Here is a 15,343-nt window from a genome sequence, read left to right as displayed (position 1 = left end):
GGTCTTTGAAACCGTCATGGCCTTAAATCTCATCAAGCTTTGTGTTGGCGCCGACAGTATCCAGGACCTCAGGGACTGGGTGTCTGATCGGGCACTGACCGCCATGGTCGCCGGCCTTGAGCCGCACAGCATCCACACGACCCGGATGGTGCCGAAGCGCGTCGAGGAACTGCTCGATGGCGGTTCGCTCTACTGGGTGATCAAGGGGCAGGTTTCGGCGCGGCAGAAACTGCTGGATCTTAGAACCTTCAAGGGCGAGGACGGCATCCAGAGATGCGAACTCGTGCTTGGTCCGGAAGTGATCGAAACCGCCTCGCAGCCGAAGCGGCCGTTTCAGGGCTGGCGTTATCTGAAGGACGAGGAAGCGCCGCGCGACCTCGGTGCACTCGGAGACGACGTCGCGGCGCTGCCGGAAGACCTGCGCCGCGAATTGTCGGAACTTGGACTGCTTTAGATCGTCGTCTTGGCCGGAAGGCGCATGCGCACCGGCGAGCGGCCGGAATGGGCCGCAACATGCAAGTGTATGCCAGCTTCCGGCTGCGACTGGCGCCAGGCGCGTGCGCCGTGGCTGAGAAGCATCGAGACCAGATCCTTGGTCTTTTCCTTCGACCGGCTGATGCCTAGGCCAGCCAGTCGCATCGCCGCTTCGTGAAGCGGATTGAGCGCGACGCCCTTGGCCCGAGACAGATGTGCCATGCCAAGGTTGGCGCTGTTTTCATTCATTCCCATCGGAAACCCCGCTTACGCATTACAATTCGAGATTTCTCCACGCCGCCACATGCGGCGTGGTGTTGAGGGAGAGGTGTTTCAGGCCTCTTTCCTCACTGAGCCGACGCCCAGCAGCTTACGCCCTTTTTCTTCAGAACGGTGCAGGCGTCGATTGCCGTCTTCTGGTCGTCGAAACCACCAAATCGGGCACGGTAGATCTGTTCGCCCTTGTTGTTGAAGGCGACCGTGAATGGTTTGGCGGAACGCAATACCTTGCCGCCTTTATCCTGCGCATTCTGCAGGAGATCGAGGGCCATCTTCTCGCTTGGAGAGACGCCGATCTGAATGACCCAGCCTGACATGGCGGAGGATCTGGAACTTGTCTTCGTCGATGCCGTGGTCACGTCGTCGACGGTTTCCTCGGCAAGGTCGCGGCGGGTCGAGGCGGCCTGGCGCTTCGACACGGTTTCGGACGAGGCCGAGGGCACGGATGCCGGAGGAGCGATGGCGGCCAGTGCCTGGCTTGCCGAGCGGCTGCGGGCACTTTCGCCTGCATAGGCGGTGGCAACTTCCATGGCAGGCTTTGCCTGTTCCGTATAACGGGTGTCGGGAACCGGGCCGCTATTGGGCAGGTCGAAGGCTGCGACCTGGCGGCCTTCGGAGGCTTCCGTAGCAACCGCTGGCGTGCGTGGCACGGGCGTTGCAGGTGCTGACGGTGCTGCCTGGGCGATCAGGTTGGACGTATTGCCCCGCGATGCCTTGGGCATGTATTCGGCAACCAGCTTGCGCATCGTGGCATCACGGGCCGCACTGGAGCGTCCGCCGAGGATGACCGCAACGATCGAACGGCCGTCGAGCTGTGCAGATGTCGCAAGGTTGCTGCCGGCGGCGCGGGTGTAACCGGTCTTCAGGCCGTCGACGCCCGGGACATTGCCAACGAGACGGTTGTGGTTGCCGATCACCTGCTTGCCGTACTGGAAGGAGCGGATCGAGAAATAGCCGTAATATTGCGGGAAATGCTGGCGCAGTGCGATGCCAAGGCGAGCCTGGTCGCGTGCGGTGGTCATCTGCGCGGTGTTCGGCAGGCCGTTGGCATTGCGATAAGTGGTGCGGGTCATGCCGAGCGCACGGGCCTTGCTCGTCATCATCTGGGCGAAACGCGATTCGTTGCCGCCGACATATTCGCCGAGAGCTGTCGCCATGTCGTTGGCGGAACGGGTCACAAGCGCACGGATGGCCTGATCGACGGTGATGATGCCGCCGGGGCGAACGCCAAGCTTGGACGGAGGCTCGGATGCTGCATGTGCGGAGACCGGAACCTTCGAGTCGAGCGAGAAACGACCGGCTTCAAGCGCCTCGAAGGTGAGATAGAGGGTCATCATCTTGGTCAGCGAAGCAGGATAACGCAGTCCGTCCGGATCTTCGCCATAGAGGACCTTGCCGGTCTTTGCGTCGACAACGATGCCGGCATATTTCGGCTCGGCATGCGCAGTCTGCGCCACGGCAGACAACGATAACGCGATTGCAAAAAGATATCCCAGGCGTTTTGCCTGTGCTTTCGCTGCGTCCTTGGGGATGGACGCCGAGAAGATGGTTTTCAACACTGCCGCACTCATTGATTTGGTCATTTCTCAGGTGATCCGGACGTGCCCCCACCCCGGAACGTTGAGGATCAATCTAGGAGATCAGCGTTACCAAGAGGTTTATGATGAACGGCTGCCTTCGTCGATTTGAGGCATTTTAGTTGTCTTTCAGGCCAGATACCTCACCGGCCGCGGCCAGCCGCGCGCCGACAAAACCGCCAACTGCGGCATCAATATGGTCCCAGTCCTTCAGCAGGCTCGAAGAGAATCGGTAAAGCACGCTCAGGTCGTGGCCGATATGGATGTCGCGCTGGCAATCACCGCCCGTCGGTTTTTCACCGGCTGTGGGGAGGAGGCAGCGGACGGCGTAGTCCGGCTGGCCGGGCCGCTGGGCGGTCAGGAGCACTTCCTGGCCGTAGCCGCTCGTGGCGCGCAGGCGGTGCAGCGTCAGGCCGTGGTCGAAGGCAACCGGTCGTCCGTCGAAAAGCTGCGCATAGATCGGTTCGAGTCGGCCAGACATGTCCCTCGACATGGTGCTTTGGGAGATCTGCAGGAAGAGCAGGAGATCCGGGCGGTCGACATTGTCGAAACTGTCGCGACGCTGCTGGCTGTAGCCCTCCAGGCCCGGCCATGTCAGGTAGAGATCCACCCGTTCGGCCTTCCCGGCATGGCGCTGCTCCTCGAAGCGGATCGTATTTTCCGGGATCTGCAGCGTGTCTTCGCCGATCGCGACCGCAAGGCTCTGACTGCTTTCGGAGTGGCCACCAAGCGCCATGCGCTGGCCCAGCCAGCGGCCGCCGATGCTGATCGCAAGCGTCGCGGCCACAAGAATGACGGTGACGAGCGCCAGCCTCATAAGAAAACGTTGGGAGATCAGCGGCAGTTCTTGCTGCGGCGGCGCGGATGCGCGGCGTGTCATGATATGGCCCCGTGTCCAGATGTCGTTATGCGGGACCTGAACAGGGATACGGGGTCCAATCGCCTCTGCCCGCTACTGTCGCGCGGGCAGGGTTAATTTTGTGTAAACCGAAGGCTCCGGCCGATGGCCGGAGGACGATTACTGGCTGACGCTGCCGACGGCGACGGCGCGGCCGTCCTGAAGCTTGACCCAGCGGCCCGGATCGGCTGCTTCCTGGCGCTTCAGATAGGTGTATTCGGTGTCGGTCCAGAGCAGGACCTTGTTGCGCATGTTGTCGAGGACGTAGTCGCCGCGATCGGTGCGCACGGTCAGCACTGCATGGCCTTCGCCACTCGGCTGCAGGACAACGGTGATCAGCAGGTCGGAGGCATCAAAGCCCTTCTGCATCAGCATCCGGCGCTTGAGGAGAACGAAATCCTCGCAGTCACCAACGGTGGTCGGGTAGGCCCAACGCTCTTCGACACCATAGATTTCCATGTCGGTCATCGGGGTGATCGTGGTGTTGACGGTGTAGTTGACGTCGAGCAGCGTGCGCCACTTGTCTTCCGTCAGCGCCAGGGGGCCCTTGTCGCCACCGGCAAGCGGCCGGCATTCGCTGACATAGGTCTGGCAGAACTCGTAATGGCCGATCGGCGGGCTGGCCTTGCCGATCACGCGCATGGCACCTGCCGGCATGGCGAAAGATGGAGCCGCGGCAGCCATGGCGATGGCGGCGGTCATGAGTATTTGTGCAAGTCTTTTCGCAAGCATCATTTTCTGTCACCCCGTTCGTTGAGGTGACATTGCCAAACAGCCTTTGATCGACTGCAAAATAGCGTCGTAAAATCAATCGCTTATTCTAATAGAGATTGACGAAAACACGGATAAAACACGCAGCGTATTTGACTCGAATGCAGATAAAATTCGCGCCGAATTCGATTAAAATTAGAACCAAAGTTTATCCGGTCTTTGCCAAGTGACTGATTTTTCGATGGGTCTGGTGGCGGGCCGGCCCGGAGGATTGCCGGGCGGCGCGGATTTTTCATCTCGAAAATGACTGCTGCTGCCGCATCGGAGCGGCGGAAAACACTTCGAAACCCGGTTGAATCGGGGTCGAAACGGCTGCGAAAAAAATCCCGAAAAGGCACATTTTTTTCTGAGGTGGATGATTTTTGGACGGATTTGCGTCTTGCGCGCGCTGTCAAAGCTTTATGCGCGTCGAAAATCGAGGCGGTTCGATGCGGGCTTTGTGGGGTTTTGTGGCGAAATGCCTCGAGCGCGCCGGCCGTCGATCAGTCGCGCAGAGCTGGTGTCCCGCCTGCCGGTGGCTGTACGGGAATTCGGGTCTTGGGCGGACTGGTTCTTAGAGGAAAGAGGTCAGGGCTTCGCGCGACTGGACCGAGGCGAACTCGATTGCGACGCCTTCCATGAAGTGGCGGACGACGCGGCCACGCATGTTGCCGAGCCTGACCGGCGTGCCGATCGCCGGGCGGATCTCGATATCGACTGCGGCGCCGGAGAGGGACAAGTCCATCAGGCGGCAGGCATAACGGCTACCGTCTTCGAGCGTCAGTTCGGTCAACGTATCGCGCGGCGTCAGTCGGTCGTGGCGCCGGTCTTCCGGCAGGCCGAGTTCGTGCTTGTTGGCGATCCAGGTCAATTGCGCGGCAAGCTTTTCCCGCTTGCGGTCGGTCGCATTGATCGACATCACGAAGCCGTCACCCGAGAGGCTGAGCACATTGCCCTCAATGCGGCCGAGGTGATCGAGATAGGCGATGACGCGCTCGTTGACGCGCGGCTGGCCGGCGCAGACCAAAGCCACGTCGCCTGGCGACATGTCGATGACGCTGCAGGGATATTCTTCGTGATCGGCCAGCATCAGCCGTCCTTCGACATTGACAGTGACGCGCTGAAACGAACGCTGGGCCGCGATCGTCTGCATCGGTTGCGCCTGTGCCTGCTGGAAGGAAAACATCGGTGTCACGACTCTGGTCTGAATTTACAGAGCAGAGATAACATTAGGCAGTTAACAGATGGTTGTTTCAGGCTCCGCGGCTAACGCCCGGGTTGGGCATGGCGTGCACCGATCAGGCGACGAAAGAAGGTGACGGGGACCGAGGTCGAGACATCCGCATCGCTGCTGATGGTCGGGCGGGTACCATCGGGCTGCAGGAAGCCCCAGCTTTCGAGCATGAGACCGGCCACCGGAAGCGCCAGTGGCGGAAGCGCCGTCTGCCGCGGCACAAGGGCACCGAGAACCCGGTCGCTGCGCTGGCCATAGGAGCGGACGGGCATCAGCAGGAGGTCGTGCGGATAGTCCTCGCCATCGACCGGGGTCCGGGCGTCGACCAGTGCCGGTCTTTCGTAGAAGAGGACGTTCTGGAGGACTGCCGCCGGCCGGTCGTCATTGGCGCCCATCCAGATGGAGGCATAGTCGCTGCCGCGAAGCTCGCGGTCGAAGATTTCGCAGATGCGCGTGCCGGCCAGTGCGAAACATGGCTTTTCCTGCTCGGCGGTGCTGACGATGAACAGATGTGGCAGGAAACGGCGCAATGCTACGGGATCGATCTCGGAGCGGAGCGGCGTCGGCCGGCTACCTCTTAAGTCGTTCCAATAGTTAAAGATCTCTTGTATTGCCGTGTTGTGCATGCATGCCATCCTGTTCGATTATGAGCCACGTCACCCCATAAAATCCTGCTGTCGGTCTATACCCAGCGAAAACCGTGCCAGTTGACGTTGTGGGCAGCGATCCGGGGCGGATGGAGACGCATTGGGGTGGGTGAGGATGGTGCCGGCGGACCGCCGGGGCCTTCTTTCCAAGCCGGTATCGCTCATGTATGGCAAAGGGTCATTACAGAAGGAAGGATTGGCCATGGACGACCGGCCCCCGAAGGCCCCCGAGGATGGTGTGATCCCCGAAGACGGCGTGCCGCACGATGACGAAGGGCGGTGGAGCGATGACAGGCACGAGCGCCAGCCGGTCTTCAACGTGCCGACAATCCTGCTCGCCACGCTCGGTCTTCTGGTTCTGCTCTATGTCGTGCAGGAATATGTGCTGGGTGACGATGCGCGTGCCGCCTTCATCATCACGCTGGCGTTCACCCCGGTCAGATACGCCTTTCCGCTCTCCGATCAGGGGCTTGAGTGGCTATGGACGCCGGTGACCTATTCGCTGCTGCATGGCAGTGTCGAGCATATCGCCTTTAACGGTTTGTGGCTCGCCGCCTTCGGAACGCCGGTCGTGCGCCGGATTGGTGCATTCCGCTACATCGTCTTCTGGATATTGTCGGCGGCGGCGGCGGCATTTTTTCATGCGGCGCTTCACTGGCAGGAGGAGACATTGCTGATCGGTGCGTCCGGCGTGGTTTCCGCGCTGATGGGCGCGGCCTGCCGTTTTGCCTTTCCGGAAGGTGGTGGTTATGACCGCACCCACGGTCATCTTTATCCGCGCCAGTCGATCATCGGCGCGTTTTCCAATCGCACGGTGGTGATTTTCACTGCCATGTGGTTCTTCGGAAACATCCTGATCGCCGTCGGCCTGCCGCTGATCGGCAGCGATGCCGGCGAAATTGCCTGGGATGCCCATATCGGCGGCTTCCTGTTCGGCTTCCTTCTGTTCGGTTTCTTTGATCCCATTCGCTACCGTGAGGTGTAAGTCGGCGCGCTTGAACTCGCGTCTGGGCCGATCTACAATCGCCGATGTATGGGACGGCGGTGCGAAATTTCCGGAGGAGGGGAGTTGCGCAACGCCAATCGGTCGATTGGATTGGCCAAGCGACTTGGCCAGATGGATGGGTAAGGAGATAGCATGTCGACTACCGTGAAGATGATGCTTGAAGCCAAGGGACGCGCTGTCGAGACGGTGGAGCCGGACCGAAAGCTGCTGGATGTGGCAACGGTACTCAATGAGAGGAAGATCGGTGCCGTCGTGGTTGCCGGCCTGGAGGGACGGATCGCCGGGATCTTCACCGAGCGCGACCTGGTCCGGACGATCGCCACGCATGGGGTCGCGGCGCTTGAAAAAACGGTCCAGACGATGATGACGACCGGCGTGACGCGCTGTCGCGAGGAGCAGACGGTCGAGGAAGTCATGGAAATGATGACGGCCGGCCGTTTCCGTCACGTTCCCGTCGAAACCGACGGCAAGCTTGCCGGGATCATTTCGATCGGCGACGTGGTGAAGGCCCGCATGCGCGAGGTCGAGCACGAGGCCGAGCAGATGAAGGCCTATATCGCCAGCTAAGGCTGCCTTCACAGCTTTCGGATGGAAACAGGTTCGCCCGTATCAGCGGGCGAACACATCCTGCATCCGCTTCAAGGCGCCGATCTGCGCCATTGTTTCCTCGTAACCGCGCTCGATTGCTTCACCGGCACGGTGGAATTCGGAAAGCCCGATATCGCTGAGGCGCGGATGGAGCGACAGATCCGGCGGCTCGCCGGCAAGCCTTGCACGCGAAATGCGCTCCTGGATGATGTTGAAGGCCTGAACCATGGTGCCGGTGACGCTGACCCGTACCTCGTCGGTCTTTTCGCGGACCGCCTCGTCGACCGTCTGGACACTGGCATTGTGCTTGACCACGGCGGAACGGCCGAAAATATCGTAATTCAGGTTGACGGCGACGACGAGCGGTTGCTCATAAGCGCGGCAGACGGAGGTCGGTACCGGATTGACCAGCGCGCCATCGACCAGGGTGCGGTTGTTGTATTTGACCGGCTCGAAAATGCCGGGCAGCGCATAAGAGGCGCGCAGCCCGGTGATCAGCGAACCGCTGGATATCCATATCTCGTGGCCGGTCATCAACTCGGTGGCGACGGCGACGAAGGGACGATCGAGATCCTCGATCGTCAGGCCTTCGAGATGTTCCTGCATCCGTTTGGTCAGCCGCATGCCGCCCAGAAGCCCGCCACCACCGATGGTCAGGTCGAGAAGGGCTGCGATGCGGCGCATTGTGAGGGATCTTGCGAAGGTTTCCAGTTCGTCGAGCTTGCTGGAGAGGTAACACCCGCCGACAAGCGCGCCGATCGATGTGCCGGCAATCATGCCGACTTCGATACCTGCCTCGTCCAGTGCACGCAGAACACCTATATGGGCCCAGCCGCGGGCGGCACCGCCACCGAGCGCAAGCGCAAGCTTGGCTTTGCGGGGCGGGGCGATGGCCACCGGAGGCGCCGGATGATCCGTCGCCACGAGGCCGCTATCCTGTGACGCGGCCTGACGGTCGTGACGGTTCCAACTCCAATTCAGCATCGTTTTACAACTCCGCGGCCGACGACTTGCGTAATCGGTAATTTAACGCACCGGATGGTTTCGAAAGCGTTTACTCTGGCGGCGGCTGTTACGGAACGAGGCGTGCGGTGATCGGATCGGGCCTAGTTGGCAGGCTTGCTGGAATAGACGGCTTCGGGATCAAAATGACGCGCATCGTCCTTTATTTCAAGGAGGATCCCGTTGTCATCTTTTGTTACGGCCCGATAGAAACAGGAGCGCCGACCGGTGTGGCAGGTGGCGTCATGACCGGCAACAGAGACCTTCAAGAGGATCGCATCCTGATCACAATCGGTGCGGATCTCGTGCACCGTCTGCAGATTTCCCGAGGTCTCGCCCTTCTTCCAAAGTGCCGAACGCGAGCGGCTGTAATAATGGGCGATGCCGGTCTCGACGGTCAGCTTCAAAGCCTCGGCATTCATATGGGCAAGCATCAGGATCTCGCCGTCGCGAATATCGGTGACGACGGCGGTGATCAGTCCATTGGCGTCGAAGCGCGGGGTGAAGGCGCCCGCACCCTCCAGTTCCGACTTGTCGGAGGAGGGGGCGGGGAAAAATTCGGTGCTCATGCGCGGCAATTACCTGTTGCGGGCAAGCGTGAAGAAACGCGCCTGCTCGGTGGCGTTCGTCTTGAACTCACCGGTAAAGGTGGTTGTCAGCGTGCGCGAACCCTGCTTCTGCACGCCGCGCATTTCCATGCACATGTGCTCGGCCTCGATCAGCACGGCGACGCCGCGGGGCTTCAGCGTGTCCTGGATCGAGTGGGCGATCTGCGCCGTCAGGTTTTCCTGGGTCTGCAGCCGGCGGCCGAAGATTTCCACCACGCGGGCGATCTTGGAGAGGCCGAGAACCGGGCCGTTGGGCAGGTAGGCGACAGTCGCCATGCCCTTGATCGGCAGCATGTGGTGCTCGCAATGAGAAAAGAACGGGATCTCGCGGACAAGCACGATGTCGTCGAAACCGGACATTTCCTCGAAGGTGCGGCCGAGCACTTCCTCATGGGACTGCTCGTAGCCGGAAAACAGTTCGCGGTAGGACCTTGCGACGCGCGTCGGAGTGTCGAGAAGGCCTTCGCGGGTCGGATCATCACCTGCCCAGCGCAAGAGGACGCGGACGGCATCCTCGGCTTCTTGTTGCGTCGGGCGTGCCGCTGCCTGGTCCTGAACCGGCTTCTGGTCCTGGCTCGAGGCCGGAAAATTCTTCACAATCGCATCCATCTATTGTCTCCCGATACGGTTCAAGGCCGTATCCGACATACATTCGTTCGTCTTTTCGGGCCGAAGCCGTCTCCATCGTCTGGAAACGCCCAGATATCCGGAAACGCCTGAAGGCCCGCCTTTGTGCCGTTATCTGATCGCTGGCATGGCTTTTGACAAGGCATTCTGTTTCGCTGACGATCGAATTCGGCAAAAACCTGCTTTATTGATCGTCGCGGCACGGCATCACATATAAGGGGTCAAGACCGTTTTCGATAGGTCATGATACGTTACGATGCGTTCAACGGATCACGCCGACCGCATCACCAGGCAATGGATCAACGATATGGACGATATCTACAACAGCAAGATCCTGGAATTCGCCGGTAATATCGGGCTTGCCGGCAGGATTGAGGATGCGGATGCAAGTTCGGAAAAACATTCGAAGCTCTGCGGATCGAAGGTGAAGGTCTATGTGAAAATGGACGGCGACGTGGTCTCGGCGTTTTCCCACGAAGTCAGGGCCTGTGCGCTCGGCCAGGCATCGTCGTCGATCATGGCACGGCATGTGATCGGGGCTACGGCGGGCGAGCTTCGCCAGGCACGCGCGGATATGCTGGCCATGCTGAAGGAGGGCGGCGAGGGACCGTCCGGCCGTTTCGAGGAGATGCGCTACCTGAAGCCGGTCAAGGACTACAAGGCGCGGCACGCCTCGACCATGCTCACCTTCGATGCGGTGGTCGATGCGATCGACCAGGTGGAAGCCAAGCAGGAGGCTTGATTTGGGGGAGCTATTGTTGCGGGAACGATCGGCGTCGGCGCTGCCCCTCATCCGCCTGCCGGCACCTTCTCCCCGTTCTGACGGGGAGAAGGACGGGTGGGGCTTGCTTCGTCGTCCCTTGCGAACCGTACCGTTCTTCCCCGTTGTGGTCGCGGGTCGGCAGGCCGGTGCGGCATATGCCTTCGCCCCGCTTGCGGGGAGAAGGTGGCGGCAGCCGGATGAGGGGCACGCGCCAAGGCATGCCAGACACGCTTCCCATTACGGTTTGCGCTGATGTGCCAGCTATGTTCACCTTCCGGCGACGATGACCGCAAGCCCGGCACAAACCGTTCCCGCAACTGGCGCGGCCCGTTTTCCAAGACGCCCGGGCGCCTGCTCGGAATGGGCTTTATCCGCCTCTATCAGCTGACACTCTCCGGCTTCATCGGCAATTCCTGCCGCCATATCCCCACCTGTTCGGAATATGGCTATGAGGCGATTGCCCGGCACGGGATCTGGCCGGGCGGATGGATGACCCTGTTTCGTGTCGCCCGCTGCGGACCGGGCGGAACCGGCGGGCTCGATCCGGTGCCGGAGGCGATGTCTGCGCGGCAGCATTGGTGGACGCCGTGGCGCTACTGGATGCGCCGTCATACCGGCTGAAAACCTTTACTCCGCCGCGATTTTTGACTATCACCCCGGCGTTCGTTGCCGCCGGCCTTTTGCGCTCGCGGCCCTTTGTTGACCACCCGCATTCGTTGGCGGGACTGGACAGGAGAATTTTGATGTCCGTTTCCCTTACATTTCCCGATGGCTCCGTCCGCGCGTTCGACGCCGGCACGACCGGCTTTGCCGTTGCCGAATCGATTTCCAAGTCGCTGGCCAAGAAGGCCGTGGCCATTGCGCTCGACGGCGAGCTGCGCGATCTCTCCGATCCCGTCGTTGACGGACGGATCGAGATCGTCACCCGTACTGATCCGCGTGCGCTCGAACTGATCCGCCACGATGCAGCCCATGTGATGGCCGAGGCCGTGCAGGATCTGTGGCCCGGCACGCAGGTGACGATCGGCCCGGTGATCGAAAACGGCTTCTATTACGACTTCAAGCGCATCCATCCGGACAGCCGCGAGGACTGGCCCTTCACGCCTGACGATCTGCCGAAGATCGAAAAGAAGATGAAGGAAATCATCCAGAAAAACGCCGCCTTCACCAAGGAAATCTGGACCCGCGAAAAGGCCAAGGACGTGTTTGCCGACAAGGGCGAGGCCTACAAGGTCGAGCTGGTCGATATGATCCCGGAAGGCCAGGACCTGAAGATCTACAATCAGGGCGGCTGGTTCGACCTTTGCCGCGGTCCGCACATGGCCTCGACCGGCCAGATCGGCACGGCGTTCAAGCTGATGAAGGTCGCCGGTGCCTATTGGCGTGGCGATTCGACCAAGCCGATGCTGACGCGCATCTACGGTACGGCCTGGGCGACCCAGGAGGAGCTAGACCAGTATCTGCATATCCTGGCGGAAGCCGAAAAGCGCGACCACCGCAAACTCGGCCGCGAGATGGATCTTTTCCATTTCCAGGAAGAAGGTCCGGGCGTGGTGTTCTGGCACGGCAAGGGCTGGCGGATGTTCCAGACGCTGACGGCCTATATGCGCCGTCGTCTGGCCGGCACCTATGAAGAGGTCAATGCACCGCAGGTGCTTGACGCCTCGTTGTGGGAAACGTCGGGTCACTGGGGCTGGTACCAGGAGAACATGTTCGCGGTTAAATCGGCTTACGCCTTCACCCATCCGAAGGACGAGGAAGCGGATAACCGTGTTTTCGCGCTGAAGCCGATGAACTGCCCGGGCCACGTACAGATCTTCAAGCATGGCCTGAAATCCTACCGCGAACTGCCGATCCGGCTTGCCGAATTCGGTCTCGTGCATCGCTATGAAGCTTCGGGCGCTCTTCACGGCCTGATGCGCGTGCGCGGTTTCACGCAGGACGATGCACATGTGTTCTGCACCGACGAACAGCTGCGAGAAGAGTGCCTTCGCATCAACGATCTAATTCTTTCCGTTTATGAGGATTTTGGATTTACCGAGGTCGTCGTCAAACTGTCGACACGGCCGGAGAAACGTGTCGGTTCTGACGCTCTGTGGGATCGTGCTGAAAAAATCATGGGCGAAGTCCTCACCGAGATCAAACTTTCTTCTGAAGGTCATATCAAAACGGGCATTTTGGAAGGCGAGGGCGCGTTCTACGGTCCGAAGTTCGAATATACGCTGAAGGATGCGATTGGCCGTGAATGGCAGTGCGGCACGACGCAGGTCGATTTCAACCTGCCGGAACGTTTTGGTGCCTTCTATATCGACGCCAATTCGGAAAAGACGCAGCCGGTGATGATCCACCGCGCCATCTGCGGCTCGATGGAACGTTTCCTCGGCATCCTGATCGAAAACTTCGCCGGCCATATGCCCTTGTGGTTCGCGCCGACGCAGGTCGTCGTTGCTACGATCACCTCGGATGCCGACGATTACGGTCGTGAAGTCGCCGAACAGCTGCGCGATGCCGGGTTGCAGGTCGAGACCGATTTCCGCAACGAGAAGATCAACTACAAGGTCCGTGAACATTCGGTCGCCAAGGTGCCGGTGATCATCGTCTGCGGTCGTCAGGAAGCCGAGCAGCGGTCGGTCAATATCCGTCGCCTCGGCTCGCAGGCACAGACGTCGATGTCGCTCGACGAGGCGCTGGTCTCGCTTGTCGACGAAGCGACTCCGCCGGATGTCAAGCGCCGCAAGGCTGCACGCGCCAAGCTGGCCTGACTTCGTCCCTGAATGGTGACAGCGCCCGTGATCCACGGGTGCTGTCAGAAAACTGACATTGATCTGAAATATTCTATATCCCTCATCAATGGCGGACAGTCCGCGGAGACAGAATGCGCTTCAAGGAACTTTCCTACGCCAACGAGCGTGACCCCAAGCTGAAACGCTGGTTCATCCGCTCGATCGAGGGCTTGTCCGGTCGCGACCGCTACGCCCGTCTCTATGACATCTGGCGCAAGGACATTGTCGGCAAGACCGACCGGGTGTTCGGCAAGATGCTCGACCTGATCGATGTCGAACTCGACGTCAAGGGCGAGTGGCTGCCGCGGGTGGAAGAGGGCCGTCCGCTCGTCATCGTCGCCAATCATCCGTTCGGCATCGGCGACGGAATTGCGGTTCTCGCCATGGCCGAACAGCTCGGTCGGCCGTTCCGGGTGCTGATCAATGACGAATTGATGAAAGTGCCGGAAATCGCGCCCTATTCGTTGCCCGTCTCCTTCGAGGAAACCAAGGAGGCGCTGGCGATCAACATGAAGACCCGTCACGAGGCGCTGAGGCTTTTGAAGGAAGGGGTGACGATCATCATCTTTCCGGCCGGTGGTGTTGCCACGGCGAAAAAAGGTTTCGGAGCGGCGGAAGATCTGCCGTGGAAGATCTTTCCGGCAAAGCTGGTGCAGGCTGCCAAGGCCGATGTCGTGCCGATCTATTTCGAGGGCCAGAACGGGCCGCTCTTCCACATTGCCAGCAAGCTGTCGCTGACGCTGCGCCTGTCGCTTTTGATCCGCGAGTTCAAGCGGCTGTCCGGTTCGACGATCCGCGCCCATGTGGGGTCGATGATGAGTTGGGAAGAGCTTTCCGCCAGCCGCGAACGCAAGGACCTGCTCGGCGTCTTGCATCACGCGGTGTTTTCATTGCGGCCGGTCCGGCGGTCACGGCTTGCCCGGATGCAGGAAAAGCGGCGCCTCGCGGCCTGATCTCGTTCAGGGGCTTTGCTTCAGGGCGCGATCGAAAGCGGTGACGACCATATCGATCATCTGCCGGTGAAGTTCGCCACGGCTTCGCCCTTCGCCGTCCCTGCATATCGGGTCACCGATATCTTCCTTCTCCGCGATCTCCGCTGCTCCCGGTTTGCATTCTGCAAACATGCTGTAATGGCTGGCATCGTCGATTGTCGAATAGGTCGCTTTCGGGATGGTTCTTGCAATCTCACCGGCGTCGGTCGCCGGCGTAATTGTGCCGGGCCTGCCGAGATTGATGAGTTCGATCGGGATCGCAATGCCCCGGAAGCTTTCATGCGCGAAAGCGTCGACCGGTGCGGGATCGATCGCCATGGCGAAACCGATACGGTGATCCTCTCCGCTGCGGCCGGCCGGGCTCAGATCCATGGCATGGAGATCAACGCCGCTTTGCCGGATCCATCCGCATAAGGATGGGTTCCGCGTGTCGTCGTCGCAGTAACTCGCCAGACGTTGCGGATCAATCCGGGCGCCAGCGATCGCCAGTGCCGTGCTGCCGCCCATGGAAAGGCCGAGCATGCCGATGTCGCGACGTTCGATATGCTCGGCAAATATTGCATCCTCACTCAAGGCATCGAGCGCCGCCGAGATGTCCTGAGGGCGCAGCCAGAGTTTCATCGTTTCCGCCGCGGAACGGTTCGGCCCCGTATTTCCCGGGTGGGTCGGGGCTGCGACGACGAAACCACGTTTCGCCAATGGCGTCGCGAGCCAGCTTATTGCGTCCGGGTTGCCGGCAAGGCCCGCTCCATGGGACAGCAACACGACAGGATAGTGGCCAGCCGTGATCGGCGCGTCGCGCATCACCGGCGTGCCGACGAAAAACACGCTTTCGCCCAATGTGACGGGCGTGCCGCCCGGGTCTGCCGGATACCAGACGGTTACCGGGAGATCTGCACCGCGTTCCCTGGAATGGGCCGTGATCTGGCGCATGCCGACGGTCTCGGCCGCCAGAACGGGCCGTTGCGCCATCACGGTCGAAACCGCTGCCGCCGCAAGAATGGTGATTGCAAAATTCATCCCGTTTCTCCCGAGCCATTCCATCGTCAGGCATGATGCGTGACGGGAAGGGCCTATGTCCGAGCACAGGCTTGGCTAAAATCGGGACGGGTGCG

General features: G+C 60.7%; 17 protein-coding genes. 7 read left to right on the top strand and 10 right to left on the bottom strand.

Annotation, left to right across the window (positions count from 1 at the left end; genetic code table 11):
- Positions 1-16: 16 nt before the first annotated feature.
- Positions 17-454 (top strand): DUF1489 family protein, encoded by a 438-nt coding sequence (locus AC2GXZ_RS16410; protein ID WP_483760220.1) that lies wholly within the window; start codon positions 17-19, stop codon positions 452-454.
- Here the strand turns inward: AC2GXZ_RS16410 and AC2GXZ_RS16405 are convergent.
- From AC2GXZ_RS16405 to AC2GXZ_RS16380, 6 genes are all read right to left on the bottom strand, one after another.
- Complete coding sequence (locus AC2GXZ_RS16405; protein WP_483760219.1) at positions 451-729, bottom strand: hypothetical protein; 279 nt, start codon at positions 727-729, stop codon at positions 451-453. The genes AC2GXZ_RS16410 and AC2GXZ_RS16405 overlap by 4 nt on opposite strands.
- Positions 730-821: 92 nt before the next feature.
- Positions 822-2,336 carry a serine hydrolase gene (locus AC2GXZ_RS16400; protein ID WP_483760218.1) on the bottom strand — a complete coding sequence of 505 codons (1,515 nt, stop codon included), beginning with the start codon at positions 2,334-2,336 and terminating at the stop codon, positions 822-824.
- Between the two features lie 112 nt (positions 2,337-2,448).
- Positions 2,449-3,210, bottom strand: coding sequence for a hypothetical protein (locus AC2GXZ_RS16395; RefSeq protein WP_483760217.1), 762 nt, complete (start codon positions 3,208-3,210; stop codon positions 2,449-2,451).
- A gap of 138 nt (positions 3,211-3,348) precedes the next feature.
- Positions 3,349-3,963, bottom strand: coding sequence for a transglutaminase-like cysteine peptidase (locus AC2GXZ_RS16390; protein WP_483760216.1), 615 nt, complete (start codon positions 3,961-3,963; stop codon positions 3,349-3,351).
- Positions 3,964-4,552: 589 nt separating this feature from the next.
- Positions 4,553-5,164 (bottom strand): PilZ domain-containing protein, encoded by a 612-nt coding sequence (locus tag AC2GXZ_RS16385; protein WP_483760215.1) that lies wholly within the window; start codon positions 5,162-5,164, stop codon positions 4,553-4,555.
- Between the two features lie 80 nt (positions 5,165-5,244).
- A complete protein-coding gene (locus AC2GXZ_RS16380) occupies positions 5,245-5,838 on the bottom strand; it encodes a PAS domain-containing protein (protein ID WP_483760214.1) in 594 nt (197 codons plus the stop codon).
- Between the two features lie 223 nt (positions 5,839-6,061).
- Here AC2GXZ_RS16380 and AC2GXZ_RS16375 point away from each other — a divergent pair, with 223 nt between their 5' ends.
- Positions 6,062-6,844, top strand: coding sequence for a rhomboid family intramembrane serine protease (locus tag AC2GXZ_RS16375; RefSeq protein ID WP_483760213.1), 783 nt, complete (start codon positions 6,062-6,064; stop codon positions 6,842-6,844).
- A gap of 153 nt (positions 6,845-6,997) precedes the next feature.
- Positions 6,998-7,432 (top strand): CBS domain-containing protein, encoded by a 435-nt coding sequence (locus tag AC2GXZ_RS16370; RefSeq protein ID WP_483760212.1) that lies wholly within the window; start codon positions 6,998-7,000, stop codon positions 7,430-7,432.
- 42 nt (positions 7,433-7,474) lie between these two features.
- Here the strand turns inward: AC2GXZ_RS16370 and AC2GXZ_RS16365 are convergent, their stop codons facing one another.
- The 3 genes from AC2GXZ_RS16365 to folE form a co-directional block, all read right to left on the bottom strand.
- Positions 7,475-8,437 (bottom strand): patatin-like phospholipase family protein, encoded by a 963-nt coding sequence (locus AC2GXZ_RS16365; protein WP_483760211.1) that lies wholly within the window; start codon positions 8,435-8,437, stop codon positions 7,475-7,477.
- A gap of 122 nt (positions 8,438-8,559) precedes the next feature.
- Positions 8,560-9,024, bottom strand: coding sequence for a phosphoribosyl-AMP cyclohydrolase (hisI, locus tag AC2GXZ_RS16360; protein ID WP_483760210.1), 465 nt, complete (start codon positions 9,022-9,024; stop codon positions 8,560-8,562).
- A 9-nt stretch (positions 9,025-9,033) separates the two neighbouring features.
- Positions 9,034-9,672 carry a GTP cyclohydrolase I FolE gene (gene folE, locus AC2GXZ_RS16355; protein WP_483760209.1) on the bottom strand — a complete coding sequence of 213 codons (639 nt, stop codon included), beginning with the start codon at positions 9,670-9,672 and terminating at the stop codon, positions 9,034-9,036.
- 325 nt (positions 9,673-9,997) lie between these two features.
- Here folE and AC2GXZ_RS16350 point away from each other — a divergent pair, with 325 nt between their 5' ends.
- From AC2GXZ_RS16350 to AC2GXZ_RS16335, 4 genes are all read left to right on the top strand, one after another.
- Positions 9,998-10,432, top strand: a complete 435-nt coding sequence (locus AC2GXZ_RS16350; RefSeq protein ID WP_483760274.1) for an iron-sulfur cluster assembly scaffold protein — start codon at positions 9,998-10,000, stop codon at positions 10,430-10,432.
- Positions 10,433-10,705: 273 nt separating this feature from the next.
- Entirely contained in the window at positions 10,706-11,074 is a 369-nt protein-coding gene (gene yidD, locus AC2GXZ_RS16345; protein WP_483760208.1) for a membrane protein insertion efficiency factor YidD, read from the top strand.
- Between the two features lie 122 nt (positions 11,075-11,196).
- Positions 11,197-13,215, top strand: a complete 2,019-nt coding sequence (gene thrS, locus AC2GXZ_RS16340) for a threonine--tRNA ligase (RefSeq protein WP_483760207.1) — start codon at positions 11,197-11,199, stop codon at positions 13,213-13,215.
- Positions 13,216-13,328: 113 nt separating this feature from the next.
- Entirely contained in the window at positions 13,329-14,189 is an 861-nt protein-coding gene (locus tag AC2GXZ_RS16335; protein WP_483760206.1) for a lysophospholipid acyltransferase family protein, read from the top strand.
- A gap of 6 nt (positions 14,190-14,195) precedes the next feature.
- Here AC2GXZ_RS16335 and AC2GXZ_RS16330 read toward each other — a convergent pair whose 3' ends face one another.
- Positions 14,196-15,248: an alpha/beta hydrolase family protein gene (locus AC2GXZ_RS16330; protein ID WP_483760205.1), complete on the bottom strand. Its 1,053-nt coding sequence runs from the start codon at positions 15,246-15,248 to the stop codon at positions 14,196-14,198.
- Positions 15,249-15,343: the final 95 nt, after the last annotated feature.

It is taken from the genome of Aliirhizobium sp. YIM B11859, assembly GCF_057163345.1.
The sequence above is the reverse complement of the archived record's forward strand: the minus strand, read 5'-3'. Positions and strand labels throughout refer to the sequence as shown.

Coding starts and splice junctions, on each gene's coding strand:
- AC2GXZ_RS16400 (WP_483760218.1), bottom strand. CDS start 2,336: ATGACCAAATCAATGAGTGCGGCAGTGTTGAAAACCATCTTCTCGGCG.
- hisI (WP_483760210.1), bottom strand. CDS start 9,024: ATGAGCACCGAATTTTTCCCCGCCCCCTCCTCCGACAAGTCGGAACTG.
- AC2GXZ_RS16330 (WP_483760205.1), bottom strand. CDS start 15,248: ATGAATTTTGCAATCACCATTCTTGCGGCGGCAGCGGTTTCGACCGTG.
- AC2GXZ_RS16350 (WP_483760274.1), top strand. CDS start 9,998: ATGGACGATATCTACAACAGCAAGATCCTGGAATTCGCCGGTAATATC.
- AC2GXZ_RS16380 (WP_483760214.1), bottom strand. CDS start 5,838: ATGCACAACACGGCAATACAAGAGATCTTTAACTATTGGAACGACTTA.
- thrS (WP_483760207.1), top strand. CDS start 11,197: ATGTCCGTTTCCCTTACATTTCCCGATGGCTCCGTCCGCGCGTTCGAC.
- AC2GXZ_RS16375 (WP_483760213.1), top strand. CDS start 6,062: ATGGACGACCGGCCCCCGAAGGCCCCCGAGGATGGTGTGATCCCCGAA.
- AC2GXZ_RS16395 (WP_483760217.1), bottom strand. CDS start 3,210: ATGACACGCCGCGCATCCGCGCCGCCGCAGCAAGAACTGCCGCTGATC.
- AC2GXZ_RS16385 (WP_483760215.1), bottom strand. CDS start 5,164: ATGTTTTCCTTCCAGCAGGCACAGGCGCAACCGATGCAGACGATCGCG.
- AC2GXZ_RS16370 (WP_483760212.1), top strand. CDS start 6,998: ATGTCGACTACCGTGAAGATGATGCTTGAAGCCAAGGGACGCGCTGTC.
- folE (WP_483760209.1), bottom strand. CDS start 9,672: ATGGATGCGATTGTGAAGAATTTTCCGGCCTCGAGCCAGGACCAGAAG.
- AC2GXZ_RS16365 (WP_483760211.1), bottom strand. CDS start 8,437: ATGCTGAATTGGAGTTGGAACCGTCACGACCGTCAGGCCGCGTCACAG.
- AC2GXZ_RS16405 (WP_483760219.1), bottom strand. CDS start 729: ATGGGAATGAATGAAAACAGCGCCAACCTTGGCATGGCACATCTGTCT.
- yidD (WP_483760208.1), top strand. CDS start 10,706: ATGTGCCAGCTATGTTCACCTTCCGGCGACGATGACCGCAAGCCCGGC.
- AC2GXZ_RS16335 (WP_483760206.1), top strand. CDS start 13,329: ATGCGCTTCAAGGAACTTTCCTACGCCAACGAGCGTGACCCCAAGCTG.
- AC2GXZ_RS16390 (WP_483760216.1), bottom strand. CDS start 3,963: ATGATGCTTGCGAAAAGACTTGCACAAATACTCATGACCGCCGCCATC.
- AC2GXZ_RS16410 (WP_483760220.1), top strand. CDS start 17: ATGGCCTTAAATCTCATCAAGCTTTGTGTTGGCGCCGACAGTATCCAG.